This is a genomic window from Azospirillum himalayense (genome assembly GCF_042657465.1).
GTDB lineage: Bacteria > Pseudomonadota > Alphaproteobacteria > Azospirillales > Azospirillaceae > Azospirillum > Azospirillum himalayense.
Window position 1 is genome coordinate 179,157 of the sequence record NZ_JBHSLC010000118.1, and the last position, 17,986, is coordinate 197,142.

Consider the following 17,986-nt stretch of genomic DNA (forward strand, 5'->3'; position numbering starts at 1 on the left):
GAAAGAAAACGTTGCCCATGCAAAGGCGCCCCCGCGGCGCGGGGGTCGCCACTCGTGAAGTCTCAAATCAGCGGCGTGACCGTGCCGCCGTCCAGACGGTGGCCGCAATCCAGCCGCCGGGCCTCCGCCGCCGCGTCCGCCACGGGGGCCAGCCCCGCCACGGTGACCCAGCCCTCGGCGCGCAGCTTGCCCGCCACGGCCCAGGAGGTGCCATGCGGCACATAAACGCGCTTGGCCGGCTCCGGCGCCGGAACGGCGCGCAGGAGCGTGTCCATGTAGAGGGTGAAGCCGGTCCCCGGCTCGCCCTCCTCCTCCACGCCCGGACGCACCCCGGCACGGTAGCGGCCACCTGCCCCCAACTCGCCGCGCACGTCGCGCGCGAACAGGGTGAAGCTGAGGCCGGTCTGGTATTCGAAGCCGCGGTGCTCCACCAGATCGACGGTGATCGTCAGATCGGGGCGCGCGGCGCGCAGCAGGCGCAGGGCGTCGGTCAGGCGGCGCCGGTCCTTCTCCGCCGTTTCCGGCAGCGGCAGCGCCGACAGCACCTCCATGGCGCGCTCCGCCGGGCCGGAGGCGGCCATCAGCGTTTGCAACAGCGAGGCCGCCGGACCGCCGACCGCGCTCACCGCCGCGGCGTCCTTCTTGTCCAGCGCCTCGCGCAGGCGGGCGGTCTCCTCCTCGCCGAGCCCGAGGCCGCGGCAGACGCGCGCCACCATGGTCGGAACGCAGAGATCGACGGACAGGTGCCGCACCCCCACCCCTTCCAGGGCGTGGACGGCGAGCAGGATAACCTCGGCGTCCGCCTCGGCCTCCAGCGGGCCGATCAGCTCGACGCCGACCTGGGTGATCTGCCGCTCCGGGCGGAGCTGCGAGCCCTTCACGCGCAGCACCGGCCCGGCGTAGCACAGCCGCACCGGGCGGGCGCCGTTCTTCAGGCGGGTCGTGGCGATGCGCACGATCTGCGGGGTGATGTCCGCGCGCACGGCCATCATGCGCTGCGACAGCGGGTCCATCAGCCGGAAGGTCTGCTTCGCCATGGCGGCGCCGGAGCCGGACAGCAGATTGTCCTCGAACTCGACCAGCGGCGGCTCCACGCGCTCGTAGCCGTGGGCGGTAAAATCCGCCAGCAGGCGCGCCACCGCTGCCGCTTCGTGCGCCGCTTCGGGCGGCAGCACATCGTGCAGGCCGGCGGGCAACAGGGCGGAACTCAGGGAATCAGCGGGCATGGCCTGCGTCGTCTCGTCGAATGGGTGGCAAACCGTCGGCATGGCGAGAGCCCGCAAGTCCGATGGGCATGCGGTGCTCGGGCATACGGAGCGGGTCAATACCCCACCCCCCTTCCTCATGCAAACGGAAAAGCCCCGCGACCCGTGCCCGTCTCCCCTGCGCCGACGACAGGCGCCCGTTTGGGAAGGTTCGAGACACGAAGGCATTCCAATCGAATCTTTGTTGAGTTTGACGCGAAATCTCCGGCATCCTGTGTACGAACCGTGCCATCAGCAACGGGGCAAAGGCGCCATGGCACGCCCGTCCGCCAGCTATGAAGTGCAGATCTACAAGCAGGACCACTGGGTCCTCGAAGGCCGCTTCGACACCGAGGCGGAGGCGCTGGTCTTCGGCCGCAAGGCGCTGTCCGGCGGCAAGGTCGAGGGCATGCGGGTGGTGCGCGACTGGCGGCGCCCGGACGGTCGCCATGTCGAGACGGAAGTCCATGTGGAGTTCCGTCAGGTCTCCCGCACGGTGGCCGCCTCCCCCATCGACGAGGCGCCGGGGCTCTGCCTCACGCTCGACCATTGCTACGGCGTGCAGAGCCGCATGGCGATGAACCGCGTCCTGCGCAGTTACGTGGAGCGCGCCGTGGTCACCCCCACCGAGGTGCTGCACAACCACGCGGAACTGGCGCGGCTTCTCAACACCGACAACCTCGTGCCGACGGCGGTCGGGCGGGTCGCCGTCCTCCAGGCGGACAAGGCCGGGACGGACGGGCGCGGGCGGCGCGATGCGCTGACTCTGCTGATGCACGAACTGACCGACCGCGCGCGCGCCGCCGCCGCGCGCAAGGACCTGCCGGCCATCGCCGCCACCGGCTTCCGCCCCATGTTCGACCGGCTGGATTCGAGCCTGCCGGCGGAGGAGCGCGACTTCCTCGCCCGCGTCGTGCTGTCGCGCGAGCTGGTGCAAATGCGCAACTGGTTGGCCAAGCTGGATTTCCTGGGCGAATTGGCGCGGGAGGACGGGGCGGCGGCCGATCGCCCGCTGGTGCTGCTCGACGGCGTGATCGCCGACGTTCTGGGCGCCCCCTCCGTCGCGCAGGAGCTTCTCGGCGTCCAGGGCAGTCTGGCGGAGGCGCTGTGCAACCTGATCGACCTGTCGCGGGGCCGCCTCTCCCCGGCCAAGCGGGCGGAGGATGACCGCGCCGTCCAGTTGAACGAGCTTCTCGCCTTCCACGACCTGGACCAGACGCGTCTGGTCATCCTGGATCTGGTGCGCCGCCAATTGAAGGGCACGCAGCCGCTCTACCGCTCCGACCCGTCGCTGGAGATGGACGCCTTCCAGGAGATCCTGAGGCGCACGCTCGGCCCCGACGGGCCGGCCGGGGGCGGCCCGATGGCCGAGGCGCTGGTCCTGCGCTACCTGCGCTTCCTGGAGGGCGGCGGGGCGCCGGGCCGCAAGCAGGCCATCGCGGAGGTGGCCGGCCGCATCCCCGACGCGCGGGACCGGGTGCGCTTCCTGCTCGCGCTGGCCGACTCCGACCTCGGCCATGGGCACGCCGGGGACATCGCCCGGCTGCTGCACGCGCTGACCGGCAACCCGACGGGCTATGGCCGCTTCATCCACCCCCGCCTGCCGCCGCGCGACAATCTGGAAGCGCTGACCCTGCTCTACTGCCAAGCCACCGACTCGGCGCTGCCGGAGGAGGCGCGAACCCGCCTGACCGGCGATCTCGACGCGCTTCTGGTGGCCTACATCACCGAGGAGCGGGTGGTCGAGCGGCTGGACGACCCCGGCGACGCGCTGCGGCTGCGCGCGAACCATCTGCTGCAGGTCTGCGCGCCGGGAATCCTGCGCAGCCGGCGAGCCCTGGAGATGGTCCGGCGCCGCGTGGTCGAACATCTCCGCCAACCGCAGTTCGACCGGAAATATGTGGAGGACCTGACCGACGCTGCGGCGCAGCAGCGCGCCCTGCGGGAGTTCTACCGCATGTTGGGAGAAGCCGGCTTCGTGTGACCCGCCGATGGCCCGTCGCTTGGATGCGGATGGACAGCACCCGCCTCATTGGATAATCAGCGCATCACATTGGGGAAGAACGGGGCGTCGCCACCGGCCCCCGCGACGGCGAAAGGCACAGCCTTGGGCAATGGCGTCGGCAATGGTATTGCGCTGGGACCGGTCTTCCACATCATCGGCATCCTTCTGACCGTCCTCGGGCTCGGCATGCTGGCACCGGCGCTGGCCGATGCCGCGGCGGGCAACAGCGACTGGACGGCCTTTGTCGGTTCCAGCGCGGCGACGCTGGCGGTCAGCGGGGGCATGGTGCTGGCGACGTCGAGCAAGGAGCACGCGCGCTTCACCGTGAAGCAGCATTTCCTGCTGACCACGCTGTCCTGGTGCGTCCTGGCGACCTTCGGCGCCCTGCCCTTCATGATCTCCGCCGCCCGCCTGTCCTTCACCGACGCCTATTACGAGGCGATGTCGGGCCTCTCCACCACCGGGGGCACGGTCATCGTCGGGCTGGACAACGCGCCGCCGGGGGTCCTGCTGTGGCGGTCGCTGCTGAACTGGTTCGGCGGCGTCGGCATCATCGTCATGGCGATCGCAGTGCTGCCTATCCTGCGGGTCGGCGGCATGCAGCTGTTCCGCACCGAGTCCTCCGACAAGGGCGACAAGCCCTTCGCCACGGTGCAGGACACCGCCGGCGCCATCGCCATGATTTATCTGGCGCTGACCATTCTGTCGGCGGTGGCCTACCATCTGGCCGGGATGACGTGGTTCGACGCGATCAACCATGCCATGGCCTCCATCGCCACCGGCGGCTTCTCGACCAAGGACGCCTCGCTCGGCTGGTTCGACTCCCACGCGGTGCTGTGGGTGGCGACCTTTTCGATGATCTGCGGGGCCTTGCCGCTGACCTGGTACATCCGCCTGCTGCGCGGCCAGCGCAACGCGCCGGTCTTTGGCGACAGCCAGGTGAACGCGCTGCTGGCGATCCTGCTGGTGGCCGGCGTCGCCATGACCCTGTGGGCCTTCACCGTGGTCGGTCTGCCCTTCTGGGACGCGCTCAGCCATTCGGCGGTGAACGTCACCTCGATCATCACCGGGACGGGCTTCGTCTCCACCGACTATTCGACCTGGGGCAGCTTCGCCGTCGTCGCTTTTTTCTTCTTCTACTTCATCGGCGGCTGCACCGGATCGACGGCGGGGTCGATCAAGGTCTTCCGCTGGCAGGTGCTGGCGCTGTCGATGCTGAACCAGATGCAGCGGATGCTGAAGCCGAACCGCGTGCTGGTCCCGCTCTATCAGGGCAAGGTGCTGGACGAGGATGTGGTCGGCTCGGTCATCAACCTCGCCTTCGCCTTCATGGCGGCCTTCGGCATCCTTTCGCTCCTGGTCGCCGCGATGGGTGTCGATTACCTGAGCGCGGCCAGCGCCGTCGCTTCCGCACTGGCGAACGCCGGGCCGGGGCTGGGGCCGGTGGTCGGCCCGTCGGGCACCATGGCCCCGCTGCCCGACGCCGCGAAATGGGTGCTGAGCTTCGCCATGCTGCTCGGCCGGCTGGAGGTCTTCACCGTGCTGGTGCTGATCCTGCCGAGCTTCTGGCGGGATTGAGCGGGCCATGAAAAAGGCCGCGCCTCCGTGGCGCGGCCTTCCTTTTCGGCCCTGTACGACTCAGCGCCCGAAGGTCTCCGCCTTGACCGTGGCGAAGGCCCAGTCGAGCCAGGGCAGGACCGCCTCCATATCCTCGTTCTCCACCGTGGCGCCGCCCCACAGGCGCAGACCGGGAGGGGCGTCGCGGTAGGAACCAGCGTCGAAGGCGGCCTCCTCCTTCTCCAGAAGTGCCGCGAGCTTCTTGGCGAAGTCGGCCTGGGCCTCCGGCGTCAGGGCGGTCACCTCGGGGTCGGTGAAGCGCAGGCAGATCGAGGTGCAGGAGCGCGTCGCCGGATCGTCCCCCAGGAAGCCGGCCCAGGTCGAGGCCGCCACCCACTCCGAGACGATGCGCAGGTTCTGCTCCGACCGGCGGATGAGCTGGGTCAAGCCGCCGACCGACAGCGACCAGCGCAGCCCGTCGATGGCGTCCTCCACGCAGAGCATGGACGGCGTGTTGATGGTGTCACCGACGAAGATGCCTTCGATCAGCTTGCCGCCACTGGTCAGGCGGAAAATCTTGGGCAGCGGGCGGTCAGGCTGGAAGCTCTCCAGCCGCGCCACGGCGTGCGGGCTGAGCACCAGCATGCCGTGCGCGGCCTCGCCGCCCAGCACCTTCTGCCAGGACCAGGTGGCGACGTCGATCTTGCTCCAGGGAATGTCCATGGCGAAGGCGGCGGAGGTCGCGTCGCAGATCGACAGGCCCTCGCGGTCCGCCGGAATCCAGTCGCCGTCCGGCACCCGCACACCCGACGTCGTGCCGTTCCAGGTGAACACCACGTCGCGGCTGAAGTCGGCCTGCGACAGGTCCGGCAGTGCGCCGTAGGGGGCCTGGATGGTCCGCACGTCGGACAGGCGGAGCTGCTTGGTGACGTCGGTCACCCACTCCTTGCCGAAGCTCTCCCAGGCCACCATGTCGACGCCCCGCTCACCGAGCAGGTTCCACAGCGCCATCTCCACCGCCCCGGTGTCGGAGGCCGGGACGATGCCGATGCGGTAGTCGCCGGGGATCGCCAGGACGGCGCGGGTGAGGTCGATGACCTCCTTCAGCTTCGCCTTGCCCGGCTTCGAGCGGTGGGAGCGGCCGAGCAGCGCGCCGTCCAGGGCGTCCAGCGACCAGCCGGGCCGCTTGGCGCAGGGGCCGGAGGAAAACAGCGGGTTCGACGGCCGGCGGGCGGGCTTCATGGACACTCTACTCCCCGGAACATGGGATTGCGGTATGGCCGGGGACGATAGGAGCTGCGCGGAGGCCCGTCAATCAGCCGCTCACGCGCAGCAGCGTCGCCTGGATGTGCCGGATGCCCGCCGCGTCGCAGATGTAGTAGCAGACCGCCACCCGCCCGTCCGCCAGCACGGTCGCCCAGGGATAGCCGACGTCGGGCGACGGGGCGTCGTCGCGGATGACAATCTCCGGCGCGCTCTCCAGTATCTCGCGACGGCAGTCCCAGACCCGGGCGCGCACGCCGTAGGGCTCGTGGCGGTAGCCGTAGACGACGAGCAGCCGCCCGTCCGGCAGCGGGCAGGCGTCGTAGGGATGCCCGATGACGGCGTTCTCCATCCAGGGCGCCCAGCTTTCCCCGAGGTCGTGGGAGACCGAGGTGGCGAGGCGGTCGCCCAGCCCGGTGGTGCGGTGGAAGGCGACCAGTTGACCATCGGCGGTCAGATGCAGGGCGGTCTCGCAGAAGCCGGCCCGCCCCGCCGGGTCGCGCGCGATGGTGCTGCGCAGCGCCCAGCTTTCCCCCTGGTCGCGGGAGGCGAACAGGTAGCTGGTGTAGGGGCCGCCGGTGTAGGTCGCCATCAGCAGCGTGCCGTCCGGCGCCTCCACCGCCCGGCCGCGCACCGCACCACCCAGCATCGGGCGCAGGCCAGGCAGGATCGGACCCTGGTCCGGCAGCTCCGGCAGGTAGCGGTGGGCCGACCAGTGCCGCCCGCCGTCGTCGCTGACGCGGGTGCTGCCGCCCCAGAACAGGAAGAAGGTGCCCGACGTCCCGGCGTCGCCCAGCAGGTGGATGCCCTTCTCGCGCAGCCGCAGGCCGTGGCGCGCCGACATCGGGTACCAGCCGAAGCTGCCCATGACGATCCGCCCCGAACGCAGGACAAGCAGGCTTGGGTCCTGGTCGCCGGCCTCCGGGTCGGTGGGCAGCGGCTGCGGCGCGCCCTCCGGCTCGAAATCCGGGGTGAAGCGCTGGATCACGAGGTGGGAACGCGAATCCACATGGTCGACGCTGGTGAAGTCGCCGTTGCCCTCCGCCGCCTCCCCATGCAGCCAGCGATGGTCGCGGGCGCGCCGGAAGGCCACCAGCACCCGCCCGTCGGCGAGCGTGGCCGCGGACGGGAAGGACGCGTAGAAGCGGCGGTCGCTGTAGACGATGCGATGCGAAAGAATGTCGAGCATGCCCCTCCGATCCGCCGGGCGCCCGCGGCATTGGGAACGCCCGGCCACTGTCCGGTTGCCGGAATGAAGGATTCCTTTACGGTGCGCGTGGTCCCTTGCTAGTCAAACGCATTGCGCAGCCCTGCCCGGCGAAGATCATGACCGAAGTGAGCACCGAAGCGGCCACCCCCGCGAACATTCCCTACGGCCGCCACCGCGACCGCAACGACTTGTCGCAGGTGCTGCCGCTGACCACGCCCTTCTCGCTGTTGATCGACCCGTCGAACGGCTGCAACTTCCGCTGCGTCTTCTGCGCCACCGGCAACCCGGAGCTGCTGAAGGAGGTCGGCCGGCCGCGCGGCGCCATGAAATTCGATCTGTTCCGCAAGATCGCCGACGACATCGCCGAATTCGACGCGCCGATCAAATCCGTCCACCTCTACAAGGACGGCGAGCCGCTGGTGAACACGCGGATCGAGCATATGGTTCATCGTCTGAAGTCGCAGGGTCTGGCCCGCCATGTCGAGATGACCAGCAACGGCTCCCTGCTGACGCCGGAGCGGGCGGACGCGCTGCTGGCCGCCGGGCTGGACGCCATGCGCGTCTCCGTCTACGGCGCCAGCGACGCCATGTACAAGCGCATCACCCGTCGTTTCGACCGCTTCCAGACCATCGTCGACAACGTGGCCTATCTTTACCGCCGCAAGACGGAGCTGGGACGCGACTTCCACCTGCACTGCAAGATCATCAACGTGGAGCTGACGGAGGAGGAGCGGCAGAGCTTCATCGACACCTTCACGCCGATCGCCGACAGCCTGTTCGTCCATCCCCTGCACGGCGAGGCGCTGGCCGAGGAGAGCGCCTTCGCCGCCGCCCCCGACACCGCCCGTAAGGTCTGTTCCGAGCCATTTCTTAAGCTGGCCATCAACTTCAACGGCGAGGTGTCGGTCTGCTGCGCCGACTGGCGCATGGGCACCATCGTCGGCAACGTCGCGGAGGAGTCGCTGCGCGACATCTGGAACGGCGAGCGGCTGCGCGATTTCCGCCTGAAGCATCTGGAGGGCCGGCGCGACGAGATCGAGGCCTGCCGCGGCTGCTCCTACGTCCAGACCCTGCCCGCCGACAACAACCTGGACGGCTTCGCCGCGGACCTCATCGCCAAATACCGGGCTTGAGCGTCCACAAGAGGCCGGCGTTCAGGGCCCGCCTTCAGGGCCAGCGCTTCGCGCGCAGCGGCACCGCGCCGGAGCCTTCCCCCGCCGCGGTCCCGGTGTCGCGCGACTCAGGCTCCCGCGGTCCCGTTTCGAGCGGCTCCACCTCCAGCGGCCGGTCGGACAGCAGGTCCTTGATCGGCACGCCCAGGATGTCCTCCTGGTTCCGTTCCGCCTGCTCCAGAAGCTGGGCCGTACGGTCCTGCCAGGGCAGCTCCAGCCCGCCCAGCCCGCGGACGGAGCCGCGCAGGCCGATGCCCAGCGCCTTCATCAGGTCGAACAGCGTGGCCTCGCTGAGATCGCGGGTGACGACCCAGGCGTTGTGCGTGGTGTGGGCCACCCAATGGGCGTCGCGAAGCTGCTCCAGGATGCCGTCGATCAGCACCGTGCCCACCGGCACGCGCCCGACCAGCGTCCGCCGCCGCAAGCCCACGCCGAGCCGCGTGCCCTCCAGAAGCTCGTGCAGGACGGCCAGCGCCAGACCCAGCCGCTGGGCGGGCAGCAGCCCCTCCGGCCCGCCGCGGGTGATCTTGCCGGCCCGCCATTCGGGCAGCGAGGCGGTGATGACCGCGCCGAACAGCACCGTCGACCAGGCGATGTAGAGCCAGAACAGGAAGATCGGCACGGTCGCCAGCGCGCCGTAGATGGTCTGGTAGGCGGGGAACTCCTTCATGTACATGGCGAAGCCCGCCTTGGACGTCTCCAGCAGCAGCGAGGCGACCGCCCCGCCGCAGGCGGCGTCCATCCACCCGACGTCCCGGTTGGGAATGATGACGTAGAGCAGCGTGCAGCCGACCAGCTGCAGCATGAAGGGCAGGATCGCCCCGATCCCCACCAGCGGGTCGGCGAAGCCCTCCAGATGGGCGAACTGGAGCACCGCCCACAGGGTGCTGGACAGCGACAGGCTGGCGCCGGCGAACAGCGGGCTCAGCGACACCACCGCCCAGAAGGACAGGATGCGGGTGACGTAGGAGCGCGGTTCCCGCACCCGCCAGACGGTGGCGAAGGACCCCTCGATGGTCCAGATCAGCAGAACGGCGGAGATCGCCAGCCCGAGGATTCCGAACACCGGCATCTGCCCGGCGTTGGCCATGAAGGCCGCCAGATATTGCAGGATGGCGTCGCTGTTCTCCGGCACGAGATTCTTGAACAGCAGCGTCTGGATGCGCGATTGCAGCGCGTTGAAGGCGGGAAAGGCCGAAAAGATCGCGAAGCCGATGGTCATCAGCGGCACCAGCGCCAGCAGCGAGGTGTAGGTCAGCGAGGCCGCGGTCTGGAAGCAGTTGTCGTTGTAGAAGCGCATGGAGGAATAGGCGATGAAGCCGCCGATTTCCCGAACGCGCACAAAGGGGTTCCACGCCCCTTTCGAAGTGCCTTCGGTTTCAGCCACAGGACGCCTCCCGCCTTGGTTTGACCGGGCCGGTCTTTCGTGTAGGATGCGGCCCACTTTTCAAAGCATACTCTGGATGCACGAGGTACGGATGTCCAACCCGAAGCCGCTCATGGACGGCAAGCGCGGCCTGATCATGGGCGTGGCGAACGATCGGTCGATCGCCTGGGGAATTGCCTCCACGCTGGCGCAGCACGGCGCCGAGCTGGCCTTCACCTATCAGGGTGACGCGCTGCTGAAGCGTGTGAAGCCGCTGGCCGAGCAGGTCAACGCCCCGCTGCTGCTGCCCTGCGACGTCACCGACGAGGCCAGTGTCGACGCGACCTTCGCCGCCATCGAGAAGGAATGGGGCAAGCTGGACTTCCTGGTTCATGCGATCGCTTTTTCCGACAAGAACGAGCTGGACGGCCTCTACCTCGACACGACGCGGGCCAACTTCCTGCGCACCATGGACATCTCCTGCTACTCCTTCACCGCGGTGGCGCAGCGCGCCGTCCCGCTGATGAAGGACGGCGGCAGCCTCCTCACCCTCTCCTACTACGGCGCCGAGCGCGTGATGCCCCACTACAACGTGATGGGTGTCGCCAAGGCCGCGCTGGAGGCGAGCGTGCGTTACCTGGCGGTCGATTTGGGCGGTCGGGACATCCGCGTCAATGCCATCTCCGCCGGCCCGATCAAGACGCTGGCCGCCAGCGGCATCGGCGACTTCCGCTACATTCTGAAGTGGAACGAGCTGAACGCCCCGCTGAAGCGCAACGTCACCATCGGCGAGGTCGGCGGCGCCGGCCTGTTCCTGTTGAGCGATCTCGGCACCGGCGTGACCGGCGAGGTGATGCACGTCGACTCCGGCTATCACACGGTCGGCATGGTCGCTGTGGACGCGGCGGCCGAGGTGTCGCAGCTCCTGGGGTCGCTGGGCGGCGCGGCCAAGCCCGCCTGATCCAGGCCTCTGGCGACGGCGGGTGCGTCCGGTTCGTTCCGGAACGCCCGCCGGAAACGCCCTTACCCGGCTTGAGGTATTTTTTACCGATCGTCGTATTACCTACTTTTGCGCACCGCAGCAGACCGCTATTCTTCACGCTTACGGAAGGTTGCGGAAGGTAACGGTCGGATGCGTGCACGGCGGCAATCGGATTCGGTGTCCCCGATCCTGGAGCAAATCCTCTACGGCGGCTCCAGTGTCTCGATGAATTTGATCACCATCACCCGCGAAATCCCCGAAGAGAACCGCCTGTTCCGTGCCCGTGGGTTGAACAAGGCCATTCTCTTCAAGTATCCGAATTTCGACGAAGACGCCGACGACTACGCCAATCCCATCGCCGACGACGAAGAGGACGGCGACGCCGCGTCGCGCCCGGTCGAAACCGGCATCTACATTCCGCACAGCGTCGAACACACCGAAGCGGGCGGCCTTGCCATCTATCTGCGCGCCCGCAACAGCAACATCCTTCTGGCCGAACAGTTCGGCATCGGCGAGGCCAACAGCGAGGCCGCGGCCGCGGACCTGCGCACCCTCACTTTGATCGACAGCGTGCCGTCGCTGGACGCCTTCCTGCTGAAGGCCTGTTTCGAAGGCGAAAAGGTCCCGGTGGACAAGCGTCACTGGGCCATCAGCGACACCGAGGACCAGCAGCTCCGCCGCCTGATCCGGGCGCGCATCGAACCCATCGTGCGCAAGGCCATCGACGGCGGCGGCAGCGGCGCCCAGAGCATCGAGCGTTTTCTGGAGGCGATCTGGAATCCCGAGCTTGAGGAGGCCGGTCTGTTCGTCTCGGCCTTCGGCATCGACCGCAGCGAAGCGGACCAGATCTTCAGCGCCTGGAAGGGCACGACCTTCTACGAGTACCAGCTTCGCCGCATCGCGCCGCGGGCGCGGATCATCCTGAACTGGCTGAAGTCGCGGGAGTGCATCCCGGTCGATATCCGCATGCACAAGCCCTATGAAACCCAGCTGCTGATGCACATCGAAAAGGTGGGCAAGCTGCTGGAAACCACGCTGATGGACATCCGGCAGATTCTCGCCGACTACGAGGCGAGCTTCTCCGCCTTCATGGCCGGCCAGCCGGAACCCTTCCGCGACTATCTGCGCAAGATCCGCTCCCATTACTGGCTTCTCGGCTACTGCGTCTCCGCCTTGACCAGCGTGTCCCACCTGGACGCCCGCTGCATGAAGAACAACCCGCAGCGCAAGCTCTACTTCGAAGCCACGCACAAGCTGCTGCGCCAGTTCGAGGTCGCGCTCGACCGCCGGCGTGAGCAGAAGGGAGCGTTCTAAGTCCCCTCGCGCTTGACGCGCCGACCGAAACGCCGCAAGAAACGCGCTCGACTGCAAAACTTGCGGTAACATCGTGTCGCATCGGGAGTCCTCGCCATGGCCGGCAACAGCTTCGGAACGCTTTTCCGCTTCACCACCTGGGGCGAGAGCCATGGGCCGGCGATCGGCGTGGTGGTGGACGGCTGCCCGTCGCTGCTCTCCCTGACCGAGGCGGACATCCAGCCCTGGCTCGACAAGCGCCGCCCCGGCCAGTCGCGCTACACCACCCAGCGCCAGGAGCCCGATCAGGTCAGGATCCTGTCCGGCGTGTTCGAAGGGCAGACCACCGGCACGCCGGTCTCCCTGATGATCGAGAACACCGACCAGCGGTCCAAGGACTACAGCGAGATCGCCGCCAAGTTCCGGCCCGGCCACGCCGACTACACCTACTGGAAGAAATACGGCATCCGCGATTACCGCGGCGGCGGGCGCTCCTCGGCGCGCGAGACGGCCTGCCGCGTGGCGGCGGGTGCGGTGGCGCGCAAGGTGCTGGGCGACGGCGTGACCGTCCGCGGCGCGCTGGTGCAGATCGGCCCACACAAGGTGGACCGCAGCCGCTGGGACTGGGCGGAGGTCGACAACAACCCCTTCTTCTGCCCCGACCCGCAGGCCGCCGCCGAATGGGCCGACTATCTGGACGGCATCCGCAAGAGCGGCTCCTCCATCGGCGCGGTGGTCGAGGTCGTGGCCTCCGGCCTGCCCGCCGGGCTCGGCGACCCGCTCTACGACAAGCTGGACGGCGATCTCGCCCGCGCCATGATGACCATCAACGCCGTCAAGGGCGTGGAGATCGGCAACGGCTTCGAGGCCGCCACCCTGACCGGCGAGCAGAACGCCGACGAGATGCGCGCCGGACCCGATGGCGAGCCGGAATTCCTCTCCAACCAATCCGGCGGCATCCTCGGCGGCATCTCCACCGGGCAGGACGTCGTGGTGCGCTTCGCCGTGAAGCCGACCAGCTCCATCCTCACCCCGCGCCTGACGGTCGATCTGCAGGGCAAGGACACCGACATCCTGACCAAGGGCCGCCACGACCCCTGCGTCGGCATCCGCGCCGTCCCGGTGGGCGAGGCGATGATGGCCTGCGTTCTGGCCGACCATCTGCTGCGCCACCGCGCCTACGCGCGGGGCTGAGCCCGATGCGGGGACGCAGGACGGCGGCGTGGCGTGGCGGGGTGATTGCGGGGTTTTTGCTGGTCGCCGCCCTTCCCGCCGCCGCCCAGGCCCAATCCCAGGCCCGATCCCAGGCTCCGGCCTACCGCGAGCATGCGGAGACCTTCAAGGACTGGCGCCTCTACTGCCAAGTCTGGAGCGAGCCGCGCCGCGTCGAATGCGAACTGCTCTCCCGCCCCGGCAGCGACCGGCGGTCGCGCCTCGTCTGGCTGCGCTCCAGCGAGCGCTGGCTGGAGGGGATGCGCTTCCGGCTGGACGAGCAGACGATGGACCTGTCGAAGATCGTCCGCGTCTGGGTGGACCGGGCGCTGTTCCGACCCGAATACCCGTGCGAGCGGTTCGAGTGGGAGACCAACACCTGCGCGGTGGTCGATCCGGACACCAACGCCAAGCTGGTCGAACGGCTGACTCCCGGCAAGGAGGTCTCCGCCGTCGGCTCCGCCCCGGAGGGCGGCAAGGCGGAGGTGCGCTTCTCCCTGACCGGCTTCAAGCCGGCGTTGGAGCGCATGGAGGAGATCCGCCGCGAGGCGGGCATACGCTGGAAATAGACACGGCACTCAGGCCGGATCGCCCTCGCTCTCCGGCTTGGCGTACTTTTTCTTGGCGCGGTCCAGCGAGGCGAGAAGCTGCTGGCCCATCGCCCCGCCGTCGCCGCTGATCCGCCCGGCCATCACCGCCTTGATGGCGTCCACATGGGCCTTCAGCAGCAGACGCTCGTTGCCGGTGACGGCGGGGAAGCCGCCCTGCGTCGCCTCGTAGAGCGACTTGGCGATGCGGGTGATCAGCGGGTAGCCGAAGATGCCGCCCTGCCCGCGCATCTCATGGGCGGAGCGGTTGATCTGCGCCATCAGCGCCGGGACCGCGGCGGAGTCCCCGCCCAGCCGGTCGACGCGGCGGGCCAACTCGTCCACCTCCCCGGCGATCCAGGTCGCATAGTCGCCGGCCCGGTTCTGGATCTCCGCCTCCGCCGCCGCCAGCACCTCCTCGGGCAGGGTCGGGACGGGGTCCTTCGGCGCGATGCCCATCTTGGCGCCCAGCCGGTTGGGCAGGTCGAAATGGACGACCGGAAAGCGATCGATGCCCACCGCCTTGGACGCGCTGTGCACCACCAGGATTTCCCTGGGGCCGGTCATCCGGCAATCCATCGCCACCGGCCGCTGCGTCCGCCGCCGGTCCGGCCCGAAATAGCCCTTGGCGAGCACGAAGCGCCGCGGCCGGGCGATGGCGGCCAGCAGGCGGCTGGCGATGGTGGCGGCAGAAAAGGGTTTGGCGATGAAGTCGGTGGCGCCCAGGTCGCGCGCCTGCTCCACGTAATGGCGGTCGGCGGCGCCGGACAGCATCAGCACGGGCAGGAAGCGGTCCGGCGATTTCGGGCTGCAGCGCAACCAGCGCAGCAGCATCAGCCCATCCACCTCCGGCATCACCAGATCGGTGATGACGACGTCCACCGGCGCCGTGCCGGGCGGCAGGGCGGCACGGCGCTCCTCCAGGAAGCGGATGGCTTCCGCCCCACCCGGCTCGGCATGCACCGCGCCGACCCCGATGGTGCGCAGGGTCGCGGTCAGCACGTTGCGGATGAAGGCGCTGTCCTCGACCACCAGAACCGAGAGGAGGCCGAGCCTGGGCGCGCCTTTGCCACCCGGATCGTTCATCGCTGGAACCACTGCGTTGCAAAGGGATGCAGTCTTCGCACGGGCGACGGCCCTTGGCGAGAGACAACGTACGAAAGGCTGGGTTGCAACCCCTGGTGAAGGGGCCTGACCGGAGGTGGGGCTTTGCGAAGCGCCGTCGCCCGGCTACCCTGTCGGCCAAAACAGCATCGACCGCAACGACGCACACACCGGAGGAGAGCACCGCGATGCCGCAGCCCGATCACGTCATGGCCCTGCCCGTTCCAGAAACGCCCGATCTCGACCCGGACATGGCCGCGCTCTTCGCCAAGTGCGAGGAGAAGCTGGGCTTCGTCCCCAACGTGCTGCGCGCCTACAGTCTGCGCCCGAAGAAGCTGCGCACCTTCGCCCAGCTCTACAACGAGCTGATGGTCGGCGAGAGCGGCCTGTCCAAGCTGGAACGCGAGATGATCGCCGTGGTCGTGTCCTCCGCCAACCATTGCTACTACTGCCTCGTCGCCCACGGGCAGGCGGTGCGCAAGCTGTCCGGCGATCCGGAACTGGGCGAGATGCTCGCCTTCAACTACCGCGCCGCCACGCTGGAGCCGCGCCAGCGCGCCATGCTCGATTTCGCGTGGAAGCTGACCAAGGAGCCCTGGACCATGGGCGAGCCGGACCGGCAGGCGCTGCGCGACGCCGGCTTCGGCGAGGAGGACATCTTCGACGTCGCCGACACCGCCGCCTTCTACAACATGTCGAACCGTGTCGCCTCGGCGGTGGACATGATGCCGAACCGCGACTACCACAAGCAGGACCGCTAAACGCTGGACCGCTGACGCCGCGCAACCACCGGAGCCACCCGGATGCTGAGGTTCTTTGTCCGCCTGTTTGCCCTGATCGGCTTCCTCGTGGTGGCCGCCGTGGTCACCGGGGTCGTCCTGGCGGTCCGGCACGAGCCCTCCCTGCCCGAGACCGTGGTGCTGGAGCTGGACCTCCGCGACCCGCTGGCGGAAGGCAGCGTGGACCGGCTGGGCAGCGTCCTCGGCCACGAGACGACCTTCCAGGAGGTGCTCGACGCACTGGAGCGCGGGCGCACCGACCCGCGGGTGAAGGGCGTGCTCGCCCGCTTCGGCGGCGACGGCGCCAGCTTCGCCCAGGTGCAGGAGCTGCGGGCGGCGGTGGAGCGGTTCCGCGCGTCGGGCCGCTTCGCCATTGCCTTCGCCGAATCCTATGGCGACACCGGGGCGGGCAACCGCTCCTACCTGCTGGCCAGCGCCTTCGACGAGGTGTGGATGCAACCGCTGGGGCTGCTCGGCCTGACCGGCCTGTCCGCCCAGATCCCCTTCGCCCGCGGCGCGCTGGACAAGCTGGACATCCAGCCGCAGGTCCTCCAGCGCGAGGAGTACAAGAGCCTCGCCGACAGCGTCATGCGGACGGACTTCACGCCCGCCCACCGCGAGATGATGGAGTCCCTGCTCGGCGACCTGACCAACCAGATCGTCGACGGGGTGGCGGTGAGCCGCCGCCTGCCCCCCGCCGCCGTCAAGGCGGCGATGGACCGCGCCCCCCTGATCGACCGCGAGGCAGTGGACGCCAAGCTGGTCGACCGGCTGGGCTACGCCGACGAGGCGCGGGAGGAGGCGCTGCGCCGCGCCGGAGCCGCGCCCGGCGCCGACACGATGGAGGCGGCGGACTATCTGGACATCGCCGGCCCGCCCAACCGCAGCGGCCCGACCATCGCGCTGATCCACGCCACCGGCACCATCACCGGCGGCGACAGCGGCAAGCCCGGCCTGGGCGAGGTCACCGCCGGGTCGGAGACGATCGTGGAGGCCATCGAGGACGCGGTGGACGATCCCGACGTCAAGGCCATCCTGTTCCGCATCGACAGCGGCGGCGGCAGTGTGACGGCGTCCGAAACGATCCGCCGCGCTCTGGTCAAGGCCCGCCAGTCGGGCAAGCCGGTGATCGCCACCATGGGCGGCACCGCGGCGTCCGGCGGCTACTGGATCGCGCTGGCCGCCGACCGCATCGTCGCCTCCCCCGCCACCGTGACCGGCTCCATCGGCGTGGTCGCCGGCAAGATGTCGGTCGCCGGCCTGTCGGAGCGGCTGGGCGTGCATTGGGGCGTCCTCGACACTGCCCCCAACGCCGGCCTGTGGTCGCCCTTCCGTCCCTTCGGCCCCGCCGGGGAGGAGCGGCTGAACGCGATCATCGACAGCAGCTATTCCACTTTCCTGTCCCGCGTCGCAGAGGCGCGGCACCTCACTCCGGAGCAGGCGCGGGACGCCGCCAAGGGCCGCGTGTGGACCGGGGCCCAGGCCAAGACTCTCGGGCTGATCGACGAGCTGGGCGGGGTCGCCACCGCGCTGACGCTCGCCAAGCAGGCGGCGAAGCTGGCGCCGGACGATCCTGTCACGGTGACCGCCTATCCGCGCCCGAAGCCGCTGATCCGGGAAATCCTCGACCTCGCCTCGGGCAAGGGCGATCTGGTGGAAGCCGTGGCGGTTCTGGCCGGGTTGCGGCCGGCGCTGGCCGAGTTGGCGCCGCTGGTGAAGGCGGCCCGCAGCGGTGCGGTGGAAGCGCGCATGCCGCCGCTGGGACTCGAACGGTAAGACTCTTGGATAAAATTCAGGCCGGCGGGACAACCGCCGGCCTGCAGAAGAGTGGCTGCGTCGCGTTGTGACGAAAGCGCGTCGTCAAAAGCGCGTCGTCAATGGCGCGTCGCAAACCCCGCCGAACAGAGCATCATCAGCGAACCGGCGCTCGTCCGGTTCTCACTTTCCAAGTAACTCTGAAATCCTGGCGAGCAGACCAACCGCGCGATTTCGTCCTTGGAAAAGACCGGCAGGAAGGGATTGTTCGACAGCTCCTCGTAAGCAGCCCTGGCCACTACTCTCAGATTAAGCGGAATCGCCGCGATATATCGGTCGAGAGCACATTCGTCCTCGCGCTCCATCTGGCGCACTCCTTTCCTACGTTTCTCGTGATTAGTGGCTACGGATTAAAGATTGCGCAAAGCGCCAATCGCGTAAAGCGACATAAGCGAAC

At 68.8% G+C, this 17,986-nt stretch carries 15 protein-coding genes; 9 read left to right on the forward strand and 6 right to left on the reverse strand.

From position 1 onward, the window contains the following. Positions 1–62: 62 nt before the first annotated feature. The gene (locus tag ACFPMG_RS32790; RefSeq protein ID WP_377000054.1) at positions 63–1,226 is read right to left on the reverse strand and encodes an ATP phosphoribosyltransferase regulatory subunit; all 1,164 of its coding nucleotides are present in this window, start codon (positions 1,224–1,226) and stop codon (positions 63–65) included. A gap of 292 nt (positions 1,227–1,518) precedes the next feature. On the opposite strand from ACFPMG_RS32790, the gene ACFPMG_RS32795 reads away from it, so the two are divergent. Together ACFPMG_RS32795 and ACFPMG_RS32800 are read left to right on the forward strand one after the other, a co-directional pair. Beyond that, positions 1,519–3,228 (forward strand): hypothetical protein, encoded by a 1,710-nt coding sequence (locus ACFPMG_RS32795; protein ID WP_377000056.1) that lies wholly within the window; start codon positions 1,519–1,521, stop codon positions 3,226–3,228. Positions 3,229–3,351: 123 nt separating this feature from the next. Continuing rightward, positions 3,352–4,827, forward strand: coding sequence for a TrkH family potassium uptake protein (locus tag ACFPMG_RS32800; RefSeq protein WP_377000058.1), 1,476 nt, complete (start codon positions 3,352–3,354; stop codon positions 4,825–4,827). 60 nt (positions 4,828–4,887) lie between these two features. Here ACFPMG_RS32800 and ACFPMG_RS32805 read toward each other — a convergent pair whose 3' ends face one another. Beyond that, on the reverse strand, positions 4,888–6,048 hold the full coding sequence (locus ACFPMG_RS32805; protein ID WP_377000060.1) for a phosphoserine transaminase: 1,161 nt from the start codon (positions 6,046–6,048) through the stop codon (positions 4,888–4,890). A gap of 73 nt (positions 6,049–6,121) precedes the next feature. Next, positions 6,122–7,258 carry a sialidase family protein gene (locus ACFPMG_RS32810; RefSeq protein WP_377000062.1) on the reverse strand — a complete coding sequence of 379 codons (1,137 nt, stop codon included), beginning with the start codon at positions 7,256–7,258 and terminating at the stop codon, positions 6,122–6,124. Between the two features lie 137 nt (positions 7,259–7,395). Between ACFPMG_RS32810 and ACFPMG_RS32815 the strand changes: the two genes are divergently transcribed. Beyond that, the gene (locus ACFPMG_RS32815; protein ID WP_377000064.1) at positions 7,396–8,412 is read left to right on the forward strand and encodes a radical SAM/SPASM domain-containing protein; all 1,017 of its coding nucleotides are present in this window, start codon (positions 7,396–7,398) and stop codon (positions 8,410–8,412) included. Between the two features lie 34 nt (positions 8,413–8,446). Here ACFPMG_RS32815 and ACFPMG_RS32820 read toward each other — a convergent pair whose 3' ends face one another. Beyond that, positions 8,447–9,793 (reverse strand): YihY family inner membrane protein, encoded by a 1,347-nt coding sequence (locus ACFPMG_RS32820; protein WP_377000066.1) that lies wholly within the window; start codon positions 9,791–9,793, stop codon positions 8,447–8,449. A 136-nt stretch (positions 9,794–9,929) separates the two neighbouring features. Between ACFPMG_RS32820 and fabI the strand changes: the two genes are divergently transcribed. The 4 genes from fabI to ACFPMG_RS32840 all read left to right on the forward strand — a co-directional run bounded on the left by fabI (position 9,930) and on the right by ACFPMG_RS32840 (position 13,873). Beyond that, positions 9,930–10,778 carry an enoyl-ACP reductase FabI gene (gene fabI / locus ACFPMG_RS32825; protein WP_035674831.1) on the forward strand — a complete coding sequence of 283 codons (849 nt, stop codon included), beginning with the start codon at positions 9,930–9,932 and terminating at the stop codon, positions 10,776–10,778. A 171-nt stretch (positions 10,779–10,949) separates the two neighbouring features. Then, on the forward strand, positions 10,950–12,113 hold the full coding sequence (locus tag ACFPMG_RS32830; RefSeq protein ID WP_377000069.1) for a hypothetical protein: 1,164 nt from the start codon (positions 10,950–10,952) through the stop codon (positions 12,111–12,113). Positions 12,114–12,209: 96 nt separating this feature from the next. Beyond that, complete coding sequence (aroC, locus tag ACFPMG_RS32835) at positions 12,210–13,286, forward strand: chorismate synthase (RefSeq protein ID WP_377000071.1); 1,077 nt, start codon at positions 12,210–12,212, stop codon at positions 13,284–13,286. Between the two features lie 5 nt (positions 13,287–13,291). Further along, entirely contained in the window at positions 13,292–13,873 is a 582-nt protein-coding gene (locus ACFPMG_RS32840) for an invasion associated locus B family protein (RefSeq protein WP_377000073.1), read from the forward strand. A 9-nt stretch (positions 13,874–13,882) separates the two neighbouring features. Here ACFPMG_RS32840 and ACFPMG_RS32845 read toward each other — a convergent pair whose 3' ends face one another. Beyond that, positions 13,883–14,977, reverse strand: a complete 1,095-nt coding sequence (locus ACFPMG_RS32845; RefSeq protein WP_377000075.1) for a response regulator — start codon at positions 14,975–14,977, stop codon at positions 13,883–13,885. Between the two features lie 206 nt (positions 14,978–15,183). Between ACFPMG_RS32845 and ACFPMG_RS32850 the strand changes: the two genes are divergently transcribed. Next, positions 15,184–15,756 carry a peroxidase-related enzyme gene (locus ACFPMG_RS32850; protein WP_377000077.1) on the forward strand — a complete coding sequence of 191 codons (573 nt, stop codon included), beginning with the start codon at positions 15,184–15,186 and terminating at the stop codon, positions 15,754–15,756. Between the two features lie 42 nt (positions 15,757–15,798). Next, on the forward strand, positions 15,799–17,550 hold the full coding sequence (sppA, locus tag ACFPMG_RS32855; RefSeq protein WP_377000079.1) for a signal peptide peptidase SppA: 1,752 nt from the start codon (positions 15,799–15,801) through the stop codon (positions 17,548–17,550). A gap of 98 nt (positions 17,551–17,648) precedes the next feature. Here the strand turns inward: sppA and ACFPMG_RS32860 are convergent, their stop codons facing one another. Further along, positions 17,649–17,894 carry a hypothetical protein gene (locus tag ACFPMG_RS32860; protein ID WP_041811141.1) on the reverse strand — a complete coding sequence of 82 codons (246 nt, stop codon included), beginning with the start codon at positions 17,892–17,894 and terminating at the stop codon, positions 17,649–17,651. Positions 17,895–17,986 lie beyond the last annotated feature (92 nt).